The 11,666-nt window shown below is 69.6% G+C and carries 12 protein-coding genes and 2 pseudogenes; 6 read left to right on the top strand and 8 right to left on the bottom strand.

What is annotated here, in order from left to right; all coding sequences use genetic code 11:
• Positions 1-251 precede the first annotated feature (251 nt).
• The gene (locus DKT69_RS00425) at positions 252-875 is read left to right on the top strand and encodes a GntR family transcriptional regulator (RefSeq protein ID WP_109799618.1); all 624 of its coding nucleotides are present in this window, start codon (positions 252-254) and stop codon (positions 873-875) included.
• 195 nt (positions 876-1,070) lie between these two features.
• Positions 1,071-3,764 carry a pyruvate dehydrogenase (acetyl-transferring), homodimeric type gene (aceE, locus tag DKT69_RS00420; protein WP_109799617.1) on the top strand — a complete coding sequence of 898 codons (2,694 nt, stop codon included), beginning with the start codon at positions 1,071-1,073 and terminating at the stop codon, positions 3,762-3,764.
• A gap of 41 nt (positions 3,765-3,805) precedes the next feature.
• Here aceE and DKT69_RS41330 read toward each other — a convergent pair.
• Positions 3,806-3,928: pseudogene (locus tag DKT69_RS41330) on the bottom strand (IS5/IS1182 family transposase); the annotation flags it as partial.
• A 596-nt stretch (positions 3,929-4,524) separates the two neighbouring features.
• Here DKT69_RS41330 and DKT69_RS00415 point away from each other — a divergent pair.
• Positions 4,525-5,055, top strand: coding sequence for an NAD-dependent epimerase/dehydratase family protein (locus tag DKT69_RS00415; protein WP_109799616.1), 531 nt, complete (start codon positions 4,525-4,527; stop codon positions 5,053-5,055).
• 373 nt (positions 5,056-5,428) lie between these two features.
• Here the strand turns inward: DKT69_RS00415 and DKT69_RS00410 are convergent, their stop codons facing one another.
• The 4 genes from DKT69_RS00410 to DKT69_RS00400 all read right to left on the bottom strand — a co-directional run bounded on the left by DKT69_RS00410 (position 5,429) and on the right by DKT69_RS00400 (position 6,849).
• Positions 5,429-5,836, bottom strand: a complete 408-nt coding sequence (locus tag DKT69_RS00410; RefSeq protein WP_109799620.1) for a DUF2267 domain-containing protein — start codon at positions 5,834-5,836, stop codon at positions 5,429-5,431.
• Positions 5,837-5,991: 155 nt separating this feature from the next.
• Complete coding sequence (locus tag DKT69_RS38070) at positions 5,992-6,150, bottom strand: hypothetical protein (RefSeq protein WP_161557739.1); 159 nt, start codon at positions 6,148-6,150, stop codon at positions 5,992-5,994.
• A gap of 227 nt (positions 6,151-6,377) precedes the next feature.
• Positions 6,378-6,575: a hypothetical protein gene (locus DKT69_RS00405; protein ID WP_109799615.1), complete on the bottom strand. Its 198-nt coding sequence runs from the start codon at positions 6,573-6,575 to the stop codon at positions 6,378-6,380.
• A 37-nt stretch (positions 6,576-6,612) separates the two neighbouring features.
• Positions 6,613-6,849, bottom strand: a complete 237-nt coding sequence (locus DKT69_RS00400; protein WP_109799614.1) for a hypothetical protein — start codon at positions 6,847-6,849, stop codon at positions 6,613-6,615.
• 296 nt (positions 6,850-7,145) lie between these two features.
• On the opposite strand from DKT69_RS00400, the gene DKT69_RS00395 reads away from it, so the two are divergent.
• Positions 7,146-8,072: an acetamidase/formamidase family protein gene (locus DKT69_RS00395; RefSeq protein WP_109799613.1), complete on the top strand. Its 927-nt coding sequence runs from the start codon at positions 7,146-7,148 to the stop codon at positions 8,070-8,072.
• Between the two features lie 108 nt (positions 8,073-8,180).
• Here the strand turns inward: DKT69_RS00395 and DKT69_RS00390 are convergent, their stop codons facing one another.
• The gene (locus DKT69_RS00390; RefSeq protein ID WP_109799612.1) at positions 8,181-8,936 is read right to left on the bottom strand and encodes an SDR family oxidoreductase; all 756 of its coding nucleotides are present in this window, start codon (positions 8,934-8,936) and stop codon (positions 8,181-8,183) included.
• A gap of 277 nt (positions 8,937-9,213) precedes the next feature.
• On the opposite strand from DKT69_RS00390, the gene DKT69_RS00385 reads away from it, so the two are divergent.
• Complete coding sequence (locus DKT69_RS00385) at positions 9,214-9,669, top strand: DUF5990 family protein (protein ID WP_109799611.1); 456 nt, start codon at positions 9,214-9,216, stop codon at positions 9,667-9,669.
• 30 nt (positions 9,670-9,699) lie between these two features.
• On the opposite strand, the gene DKT69_RS00380 is transcribed toward DKT69_RS00385, so the two are convergent.
• Together DKT69_RS00380 and DKT69_RS38775 are read right to left on the bottom strand one after the other, a co-directional pair.
• Positions 9,700-10,812, bottom strand: coding sequence for an alcohol dehydrogenase catalytic domain-containing protein (locus DKT69_RS00380; protein ID WP_438361788.1), 1,113 nt, complete (start codon positions 10,810-10,812; stop codon positions 9,700-9,702).
• 54 nt (positions 10,813-10,866) lie between these two features.
• Positions 10,867-11,392, bottom strand: a pseudogene (locus DKT69_RS38775) (DUF1275 family protein); the annotation flags it as partial.
• A gap of 88 nt (positions 11,393-11,480) precedes the next feature.
• On the opposite strand from DKT69_RS38775, the gene DKT69_RS38770 reads away from it, so the two are divergent.
• On the top strand, positions 11,481-11,666 hold a 186-nt coding region (locus DKT69_RS38770), incomplete at its 3' end, for a KUP/HAK/KT family potassium transporter (RefSeq protein WP_201749413.1).

Below are 11,666 nucleotides of genomic sequence, written 5' to 3'. Positions count from 1 at the left end.
AGTCTGACGTGTGTGGAAACGCCGATCTTGGACACCCTTCATCCACCTGTCACGGATCTACACGGCGCGTCGCCCGTTACCCCCCCGGCCTGACCTGCACCGAATTTCCGGTTAACGATCTAGAAGGCCATCAAGACGGAGAGATCTCAGGGCCGGGCATAATCATGCTCTGGACCGTATAGAAATTGGGGCCGAACCTCCGATTGGCCGCCGTATTGTCTAGGCAGCCACTCAACTCCGGAGGAGCGCCCATGGCCCTGCCCGTCGTCCACTCGCTGCCTCGGCAGATCCGCGAGTACATCGTCGAGGGGATCGTCAGCGGGCGCTGGAAGCCGGGCGAGCGGATCGTGGAACGGCGGATCGCCGTGGAGCTGGAGGTCAGCCAGACGCCCGTCCGGGAGGCGCTGCGCGAGTTGGAGGTGCTGCGGCTGATCGAGTCCGCACCCAACAAGGGCGTACGGGTACGCAATCTCTCCGCGGCCGACCTCGAGGAGATCTATCCCGTGCGGGCGGGCCTCGAGCAGATCGCCGCTTCGCTTGCCGCGCCACGACTGGGCAAGGACGTCTCCGTCCTGGAGCCCGAGGTCGCCGCGCTTCACGAGGCCGATCGCAGGAGTGATGCCGAGGCCCAGGTACGTCATACGGTCGCCTTCCATCGGGAGTTGGTGCGCGCATCCGGGAACAGCGTGCTGCTGCACACCTGGGAGTCACTCGGTATCGAGGTCTGGACGACCCTCTCCATCCGGTGGCTGGGCACCCGCCAGCAGTCGTACGCGGAGGAGCACGAGGCCATCGTCGAGGCTTTTCGGCGACGGGATCCCCGGGTCGACGAGTTGGTCAAGGAGCATGTGCTCGGTTGTGCACCCCAAGTCTGATTTCGCGGCCTGGGATACTACTTCCGTGGCCACTGGAAAGCTTGCTCGCGGCCCTTTGATCGATCATCGATCAGAACTATAGTGGCATCGGACCTCCATCGGCCCGAGCTGTCCCGGCCGGCAGGTCCCCTGTCTCACCGTCTCGACCTCCCGCTCAGCGGACGAGAGGTCCGGAACCGTCGGAAGGCGGCGACCATGACCGACATCGGGCGAAAGCAGCCAAGCGCACTCGATCAAATCCCGGACCGCGACCCCGAGGAGACCGCCGAGTGGGCCGCCTCTCTCGACGCCGTCACCGCGGCAGCCGGCCCGCACCGCGCCTCGTACCTCCTGCGCCGCACTCTTGAACACGCCGAGGGCTCCGGGCTCGCGCTGCCGAAGTTGCTGGAGACCGAATACATCAACACCATCCCGACCGCCGCCGAGCCAGAATTCCCCGGCGACGAGGAGATGGAACGGCGCATCACCGCCTACAACCGGTGGAACGCCGCCGCGATGGTGACCCGGGGCAGCCGCTACGGCCTGGGCGGCCACATCGCCACCTTCGCCTCCGCCGCCTGGCTCTACGAGACCGGCTTCCAGCACTTCTTCCGCGGTAAGGAGGCCGACGGCTCCGGCGACCAGCTCTACCTCCAGGGCCATGCCTCCCCCGGCATCTACGCCCGCGCCTTCCTGGACGGTCGGCTCACCGAGGGCCACCTCGATCGGTTCCGGCAGGAGGCTGGCGGCGATGGCCTCCCCTCCTACCCGCACCCGCGCCGGCTGCCATGGCTCTGGGAGTTCGCAACCGTGTCGATGGGCCTGGGACCGCTGTCGGCGATCCACCAGGCGCGGTTCAACCGCTATCTGCAGCACCGTGGCATCAAGGACACCTCCGCCTCGCGGGTGTGGGCGTTTCTCGGCGACGGCGAGATGGACGAGCCCGAGTCGACCGCCGCACTCGCCCTCGCTGGTCGCGAAGGCCTGGACAATCTCACCTTCGTGATCAACTGCAACCTGCAGCGGCTCGATGGACCGGTGCGCTCCAACTTCAAGATCGTCCAGGAGCTGGAGGCCCAGTTCCGCGCGGCGGGCTGGAACGTCGTCAAGTCGCTCTGGGGCTCGGCCTGGGACGACCTGTTCGCGCTCGACACCACGGGCGCGCTCGTACGCCGGCTGCGCGAAATCCCCGACGGGCAGTTCCAGACGTACGTGGCCCGGGATGTCGGCTACATCCGCGACCACTTCTTCGGCGCCGACCCGGCGCTCGTCGAGATGGCGAAGGTGCTGACCGACGCGAAGATCGCCGAGTGCTTCCACGCCTCGCGGGCCGGCCATGAACCACGCAAGGTGTACGCCGCCTACCGGGCCGCGGTCGAGCACCGGGGCGCGCCAACCGTGATCCTCGCCCAGACGATCAAGGGTTACACGCTCGGCCCCGGATTCGAGTCGCGCAACGCCAACCACCAGATGAAGAAGCTGACGGGCAGCGAGTTCCGCGCGCTGCGCGACCTCCTCGAACTCCCCATCCCCGACAGCAAGCTCAACGATGAGTTGGTGCCGTACGCCCACCCCGGCGCCGACTCGCCGGAGGTCCGTTACCTCCACGAGCGCAGGGCCGCGCTGGGCGGGCCCGCCCCGGCTCGCCGGGTCCACCCGGTGGTGCTGCCCGAACCGCCCGCCAAGCCCTTCGAAACCTTGGCCAAGGGGTCCGGTAGTCAGGAGATCGCAACAACCATGGCCTTTGTCCGCCTGGTCAAGGATCTGATGCGGGATCAGGAGACGGGCAAGCGTTGGGTGCCGATCGTTCCAGATGAGGCGCGTACCTTCGGCATGGAGTCGCTCTTCCCCACCGCCGGGATCTACTCGCCGCGCGGACAGACCTACGACCCGGTCGACCGCGACACGCTCCTGTACTACAAGGAAGCCACGAACGGCCAGATCCTCCACGAGGGAATCACCGAGGCCGGTTCGATGGCCGACTTCACTGCCGCCGCCACGTCGTACGCCATCCACGGCGAGCCGATGATTCCCTTCTACATCTTCTACTCGATGTTCGGCTGGCAGCGGACGGCCGACCAGATGTGGGCGCTCGCCGACCAACTCGGCCGCGGCTTCCTCATCGGCGCCACCGCCGGCCGTACGACAATGACCGGCGAGGGCCTGCAACACGCGGACGGCCATTCCCACCTGATCGCTTCCACCAACCCAGCGGCGATCGCCTACGATCCGGCCTTCGCATACGAGGTCGCCGTGATCGTCCGCGACGGTCTGCGCCGGATGTACGGGCCGGACGCGGAAAACGTCTTCTACTACCTGACCGTCTACAACGAGGCGAAGACCCAGCCGCCCATGCCGCCGGGCGCGGCCATCGAGGAGGACATCCTCAAGGGTCTCTACCGGTTCCAGGAAGCCAATGCCCAGGAGTTGGCGGCGGACGCCCCGCGTCTGCAGCTCCTCGCCTCCGGCACCGCCATTCACTGGGCCCTGGAGGCCCAGCGACTCCTCGCCAGCGACTGGAGCGTGGCGGCCGACGTGTGGTCCGCCACCTCCTGGAGCGAACTGCGCCGCGACGCTCTGGACTGTGACGCGGCGCAGCTCAAGGGCGAGGACCGGATCCCTTACGTCACCCGGGTGCTGGCCGGCGCCCCCGGCCCGGTGCTCGCCGTCAGCGACTGGATGCGCGCGGTCCCGGACCAGATCAGCCAGTGGGTGCCGCAGGACTGGCACTCGATCGGCACGGATGGCTTCGGCCTCTCCGACACCCGGGAGGCCGTCCGTCGCCACTTCGGGGTTGACCCGCAGTCGGTCGTGGTCGCGGCGCTCGCAGCCCTGGCCCGGCGCGGCGAGGTCAAGCCCGAGACCGTACAGGAGGCCCGGAAGCGCTACGGAATCGCCTACGACCACTAACCCGGGTTAGGGGCCTATTCGTCCAGGGCGTGTCCTGTCGATCATGGCAGCCAGATGATGGCGGCGATGAGGACCAGGCTGGTTCGGCAGAGGAATGCCGTACGGATCGCCAGGTCACGCCAGTGGGCCGGGGATCGGCGATACAGTCGTTCGTCGACCGCCGGCGACGCGCAGGCCGCGGCACGGTAGGTGGTGAACCTGTGTCCTGCACCAGCCCAGGGGGAGAGCTACCTCGTTCCAGCAAGGAGACGGCAGTGCGGCTTTTCGTCGCGGGGGTTGACATCTGTTGCCAGCGGAGTGGGCGCTGATGCTCTTGAGCGCGCTTCAGTGTTAGAGTGACTGCCGTCGGGCAGGTGATAATCAAACCCATCCGGCGCGCGAGGCCCCTGCGACGGCAGGCTAAACACGCCAGATTGGTCGGTACCGGGAGTGCCTCGGGAACCATATCCTTCGGGATCGAACGGACGTGGAGACCGTGTAAGACCAGGACCTGTCCTGGCTGTGGTCGTCGAAGCGTCAACCTCGCACCGCGTCAGCGGGTAAGACGAGGAGCGTCCGCTGGTGACGGCGGACTGCGAGTTGGTGTGCTCACCACAGCGCACTCGCTCGTAACGGGAACAGGGGTCCTGGGTCGGCCGGCCCCTCGTCGAGGCGCTGGTGGACCTGGGCCACGAGGTCACGGCCAGCACCCACCGGAGCGAGAACTTCTCCGTCATTGAGGCACTCGGGGCGCGGCCGGCGTTGATGGACGGGCTGGACGATGCCGCGATGCGGGCAGGCGATCCTCGAGGCCGAACCGGAGGTGATCATCAACCAGGTCACGGCGCTCTCCGCGCCGTCTCGTGACTACGCGAAGTGGCTGGAGGTGACCAACCGGCTGCGGAGCGAGGGCACCAAGACACTGATGACGGCGGCTCGTGAAGCCGGCACCCGTCGGGTCGTTGCGCAGAGCGCCAGCTTCATGACCCAGCCGGTCGGATCGGGGCCCACGGACGAGTCGGCGCCGCTGTACCTGGAAGCCCCGGAGCCAATCCGAAGCCACATACAGGCGAACATCGCGGCCGAGACACTGGTGTTGGGCACACCAGGGATCGAAGGCGTCGTCCTTCGATACGGATTTCTCTACGGTCAAGGCACCGCGATCGGGCCGGGTGGAGAATGGGCAACAGGGGTCGCGTCGGGCGACGTGCCGATTGTCGGCGAGGGCACCGGCCGGTATCCGTTCATTCACGTCCGCGACGCGGTGTCGGCCACCGTGCAAGCGGTCGGCAGGGGAAGCCCCGGTATCTAGAACGTAGTGGGGGACGAGCCCGCCCCCCAGGCTGAGTGGCTTCCCTACCTGGCCGAAATCCTGGACGCCCCTCCGCCGCGGCGCGTCTCCAAGGAGGAGGCCGAGAAGCAGATCGGCGTTCAAGCCGTGTACTACGGCACCCAGCTCCGCGCACCCAGCTCCGCGCGGCCAGCAACGCCAAGGTCAAGTCTGCGCTGGGGCTGAACCTCGGATACCCGTCATGGCGGGAGGGATTCCGAGAGCTGTTCAGTTGATCGGCCTTGCCCCAAACGCTCTACCGGGCCAGCTGTGTCTGTCGTACAAGGGGTGCGGGTCTCCGTCCTGCCCCAGCCTCGTCCGCAGCGGTAAGGCCGCGGTGGGGGGCTGATGACGATCAACCCGGTAGTTCCCCCTTGCTACCGGAGTGAACCATCTGACGGATATCCGTCGGAAGCGCCGCCTGAAGGCGGTCCATGATGCCGCCCTGCGTCGCCTCGCCGACGACTTCCAGGACGACCCGAGCCGCAAACGCCGCCTCCGGCCGGTCCATTCCCGCGCGATCGGCCACCCGACCGACGAACTCGTCCCTGTCGAACCGGGCACCCCTGCTGGGCGCCCCGGCGGTCTGCCGCAGGTATTCGCCGATCTCGCGAGGAAGTTCAGCGGCGAGGTTGTCGGCTAGTCCTTCCGGAACCCGCTCGCCAAGCGTCTGCAGTGTGGCGCGGATGGCGGACGTCGCCTCACCGATATCGGCGAGTCGCGCCTTCGCCTGGACCTGACCCACAAGCTCGTGATGTTGCACGTTGGCCACCTCCCACGTCTGCCTCAGCGACGATCACTCTCCGCGGTCACCAGGCGGCACGACCGTCCGCAGCCTGACCCTCAGCAGGTCGGTCACCAGCTGTGCCCGCGCCGTCGCGAATACCCCTCCGGATGCTGACGACCGCAGGTCGATGGTCAGCTCTTGGCTTCCCGCTTCGCCATCTGTGGTTCGGTACCCTTGCCGACCTTGCGCAGGGCCTCCCGCAGCTGGTCCTCGGTCATCTTCGAGTTGCCCTCGATGCCCGCGTCGTGGGCGCGCTGGCGCAGTTCGTGCAGCTGCTCGCCAGCGGCCATGTCAGCCTCCCCTATGGCGTGTCCTGGCCCGGGAACGGGCCCTGCTGACCGGGTGACTTCCCCTGCGCGCGCTGACCTAACACCAGCGGAACCATCAGCGCACTTGTGCGGGAGGGCGGGTTGCCAGCGGCGCTTGCCGCCCGGAAACGCCCGCTTGCGGGCAGTCCGGTGGTGGCGCCTCGATCCAGACGTCGGCGTCTCGCCGCTGGGCGAGACGCCGATCCGGGTCAGGTCTGATTGCCGGGCAGGTTCTTGTAGTCCTGCGGACTTACCCCCTTCGGCTTCGGATCCTTCTGGGTTTGGCCGCCACCGCGGTTGACGTTGGTCGACCCGCCGAGCGCGTCGATCATCTCGGCCTTGTTCATCTGGTCGGTGTTGTCGATGCCAGCTCGCTGAGCCTCCTTGCGCAGCTGGCCGGTGGTCATCTCCGCACGATCGCGTGCCATGGGATCCTCCCTCGGGTCACTGGACGGACTGCAGCGCGCGGTAGGCGCCGGCGGGGTCGTCGGTGAAGCGTTCGCCCTTTTGGTCGAGCCTGCGGAAGCCGTCCGGCAGTTGCCGCGATTCAGCCTCGCTGAGCTCGTTGTCCGCCTGCTGGTCGCGGCTGAGACCGCGTTCGAGCCACCGCACGATGTCGCTCCAGCTGTTCCAGTCACCGCGCCGGTAGACGACCTCGACGTCTGACTTCTGGTAGTTCAACTTTGCCTCCCTGGTCCTGGGCTCGGTCGCTGCGCGCTTACCCGGCCTCGGCCATGCCCAACGCGGCGCTCACACGAGGACGAGCACCTCAAGCGATTGGCTGACGCGGTGCCGGCGAACGTCATCAACATCGCCCTCGACGACCTCGGCGACGACGAGTGGAACACGCGGACGGGCACGCACGCCGAGACGGCGCGGGCTGCCGTGCGACCGACCGAGCCGCCGGGCAACTCATGTCGTGGCCACCGACGCGCCCCTGGACGCCCGACCCCAGGAACAGCAACTAGCCTGCGCAGATGCGACACACCCTCGCACCTGGCGATGAAACCCTGCACGGCCATTTCTCCCCCGACTTCCCGCCGGTGCTCACCATCGACCCCGGCGACACCGTCACCTACCGCACCCTGGACTGCTGGTGGTCGGCCGGCCCGTACCCGGGCGGGCGGAACCGGGAACGGCCCCGGGCACCGCAATACCAGCCCGACCACGGACACGCGCTGATCGGTCCGGTTGCGGTCCGCGGCGCCCGAGCGGGCCAGACCATCGAGGTACGCATCGACGCGATCGTCCCGGCCACCTGGGGAACCACCGTGGCCGGCGGCTGGCCGAGCGGCTTCAACCAGCGGTACGGCGTCGAGGAGGAAGGGGTGGTGCACGCCTGGGAACTGGACCCGGTGGCCATGACCGGCCGCAACCAGCAAGGCCACACGGTGGCGCTGCGTCCCTTCATGGGGGTGCTCGGTATGCCGCCGGCCGAACCGGGGCGGCACTCGACGATCCCGCCCCGACCCTGCGGCGGCAACCTGGACTGCAAGGAATTGACCGCCGGCAGCACCCTGCTGCTGCCGATCCCGGTCGACGGGGCACTGTTCTCAGTCGGGGATGGGCACGCCGCGCAGGGGGACGGGGAAATCGGCGGTACCGCGATCGAGTGCCCGATGGACGAGGTGACCCTGACCTTCGACGTCCGCGACGACTTCCCGGTCACCGGGCCCGTGGCCCGAACCGCGGACGCCTGGCTGACACTTGGCGTCGGCGCGACCCTCGACGACGCCACGTTCATGGCCCTGAACTCGATGTTGACCCTGATGCAACGGTGGTACGACGTCAGCCGCCCCGACGCGGTGGCGCTGGCCAGCATCGCGGTCGACGTACGGGTTACGCAGATCGTCAACCAGACCGTCGGCGCGCACGCGTTGCTCCGCGACGGCGCGCTGCGCTGAGCCGACACAAGGGCCGCGAGTCCGACGAGCCGTTCACCGAGGCGGTACGGGAGCTGGTGGAGGGCCTCGGCAAGCCGACGGATCCGACCGTCGCGCCGACGTGGCGGGTTACTGCTTGCGGGCCGCCTGCGCGCGCCAGTCGTCGAGGCGCGTACCGGCGACGCGGGCACCGTCGGCGGGAACGAGTGAGCGTTCGCCCAGCGTGGCGCCGAAGTACCGGGCGGCGGGGTCGGTCACCACCGAACGCGGGTCGTGACGGGCGCCGAGAACGGATCGGCCCAGCTCGTCGAGGCGGAACTGCTCCGGCCCGGCGACCTCGACCACGTCGTTCGTCGGCGCACCGACCGCGACCTCGGCCACCGCCGTCGCGACGTCGGCGGCCGCCATCGGCTGAATGAGCACCGACGCGAGGCGTACGGTGTCGCCGTCCGTGGCGGCGTCGACGATGCCCTGGACGAACTCGAAGAACTGCGTGGCGCGCACCAGCGAATACGGGATCCCGGACGCGACGATGAGCTTCTCCTGGGCGACCTTCGCCCGCATGTACCCGCTGTCCGGCAGCCGGTCGGTGCCCACGATGGAGAGCGCCACGTAGTGCCCCACCCTGGCGTCCGCCGCGGCGGGGAGGAGATTCCGGGTGGACGTCTCGAAGAACTCCAGCACGGCGGCGTCCTCGAACGAGGGAGAGTTCGACACGTCGACGACGACGTCGGCGCCCTCGAGCACCTCGCCCACGCCTTCGCCGGTCAGCGTGTTCACGCCGGTCTTCGGTGAGGCGGGCACCGCCTCGTGGCCCTGCGCACCGAGTCTGTCCACGAGCTTGGAGCCGATGAGGCCGGTGCCGCCGATGACGACGATCTTCATGATCGAACCACTTCCTGTCTGCCGGTGATGGGCTGGGTCGCGTTGCCAACCAGTTCGACGGAAACAGGGCACCGATCCGTGACAGGTGCACCGACGGCAGTTGACGGAGTTGGCCCGGTGGAGGGTCTCACGGGCCGAAACCACCTTACGCACCTGCGGGTACGTGGCGTGGAGGCATCATGCGTCATGAATGCGTACGGTGGGTCGGCATCGCGCGTTCCGGGCGGCTCGGTCTCGCCCGGTCCCTCGACCGACGCCCCGGGTCTACGCTGGCCTGGTGCGGATCCGCATCGAGGGCCACGACCTTCCCGGGCGCGATTGCGGCAGCAGCGGCGACTTCCCCGGCTACCGCAACATCCATGTCGGCGTGCAGCGGCGCGACCAGCCGACCCGGTGGCTCGACCTGCAGCCGGGCGACGCCGCGGCCGTGACCTGGGACCTGGACTGCACTGCCGCGACCGTCACCGACGGAAGTCTCGACGTGCGCGGGCCGCACATCCAGGGCGGACCTGGTCGGCGCTTCATCTACCTGTCCTGGGGCGAGATCGACGACACCGGCACGTTCACCATGTTCCGGCGGGCCAAGCTGTGGCTGGACGGTGTCGAGGCAGCCAACGCGCAGGCGGCGGTCGGTGCCGGCAGCCTGACGGCCAGGCTGGGGCTCACCGACGCCAGAGGTCACCCGCTGTGCGCCGCCGTTCGACCGCCGAAGGTCACCTGGTCCGCCACCTAGGGTTGTCGGGGCCGGCTGGTCGGATCGGTGTCACGGGTGCAGCACCGCTTTGATCACCCCGTCCTCGCGGCGGTCGAAGCGCTGGTACAGCTCGGGTGCGTCGTCGAGGCTGCCGTGGTGGGTGACGATGACGCCGGGCCTGGCCCGGCCGGAGACCACGAGGTCGCGCAGCAGCCGGGTGTAGCGGCGGTCGTGGGTGCGGCCGAACCGGACCGCGACGCCCTTGCCGAAGAGCGTCCCCCACGGCGCGACCAGGTCTTCGTGGGTCGTCGCGCCGGGGCGCGGGTGCAGGTCCTTGTCCGGGTACACCCCGGCGACGGCGATCGCGCCGGTCGGGTTGACCAGCCGTGCCGCGTCGGCGATCACCTGGTCGGGGCGTTCCTGGTCGGGGCGTTCCCGGTCCGCGGCCTGGAACCCGACCGCGTCGACGACCTTGTCGACCCCGCCCAGCTTGTCCTCGCCGAGGGGCAGCCCGGCTCGGGCCCTGTCCTCCCGGATCTGCTCCACCGGGTCGCCGCGGCGGAAGTCGATCGGGACCGCCCCGATTTCGCCCGCCTTGTCCAGCCGGGCGTCCACCCGGTCGACGCAGTACACGACGCGGGCGCCGCGGAGCAGGGCCGAGTAGGCGCTGAGCAGGCCGATGGTGCCGCCGCCGAACACGGCCACCGTGTCACCGGGTTCCACCCCGGCGAGGGTGGCGGCGGCGTGCCAGCCGGTGACGAACGCGTCGGCGAGCAGCACGAAGTCGTCCTCGTGCGCGTCGCCGGGCTCTCCGGGCACCTGCAGGCAGTTCGCGTCGGCCCACGGCACACGGAGCAGGTCGGCCTGGGCGCCGCGGTAGGGGCCCATCCCGGCGTATCCGTAGGCCGCTCCCGGCCCCTCGGCCCGCGCGCGTAGACAGGCCGCGGAGAGCCCCCGGGCGCACATCGCGCACGTGCCGCAGAACAGATGGGTGGGGACCACCACCCGCATGCCCGGTCGGACGGTCTGCACCGCGCGGCCCACCTGCTCGACCACACCCAGGGGTTCGTGGCCGAGCACCAGGCCCGGGTCGGCTCCGGTCCGCCCGTCGTACATGTGCAGGTCCGTGCCGCACAGGGCGCTGGAGGTGACTCGCACCAGCGCGTCGGTCTCCGCCTCCACCGTCGCGTCAGGCACCTCCCGCACCCCGACGGTCCGCACGTCCTCGTACACCACGGCTCTCACTCGTGCCCCCCTCCGGTCGGTGATCGGGGCCATCCGCCGCGCCAGGCCGGCGGCGACGACCACGACATTGATGACCGATGCCGCCGCCAGGGCGGGCGCCCAGATCGGCGCCACGCGCAGCACCAACGCGCCGAGCAGGGCGCCGCCGAGCAACACCGGCCCGCCGGCGTACCCGGGGTGCGCTGCGCTGCTCATCCAGCCGCCGCGACAGCGAGGAGGAGCACCGCCTCGGCCGGCGCGACCATTCCGGTCCGGCGGTGCCAGCCCGGCCTGGCGTGGCGCAGGTACCGCGTGCCGCCGGCCACGCCCACCGCGTAGCCGCCCACCGCCGTCGGCCCGCCAGCAGGGGAGTCTCCGCCGTGGCGACCGCATGGCCGAACTGCACCAGATTGCCGGTGATCACGCTGGCGAAGAAGCCACCCAGTCGAGCCAGTCAGAACACGTCGAGGCAGCCGGACGCGGCGGCGAGCACCACCAGCAGCCGCAGCACGCTTCTTCCCACGCCGCCGACGTTCATGCCGCCGCGCACCTCCGCCGCCTGGGCGGACCGGCGCAGTTCCGAGCGTCCGCCGTCGGGATTGGGTGCGGGTTGGTATGCCTGTGGGGTGTCGGAGCGATCGAACGACGAGCAGCCCGCGGTAGGCGACACGGGGCAGGGGGAAGTGGCGCCCGCGCCGCAGCCGACCGGGGACCGGGCGGCGGGGAAGGCGGCGGGGCCGGGGCTGCTGCTGGGCGCGTGGGGTGTGGTGTACGGCGACATCGGCACGAGCCCGCTGTACGCGCTGAAGACG

Source organism: Micromonospora sicca (assembly GCF_003172935.1).
Taxonomy (GTDB): domain Bacteria; phylum Actinomycetota; class Actinomycetes; order Mycobacteriales; family Micromonosporaceae; genus Micromonospora; species Micromonospora sicca.
This window is presented reverse-complemented; position numbering and strand designations above follow the sequence as displayed.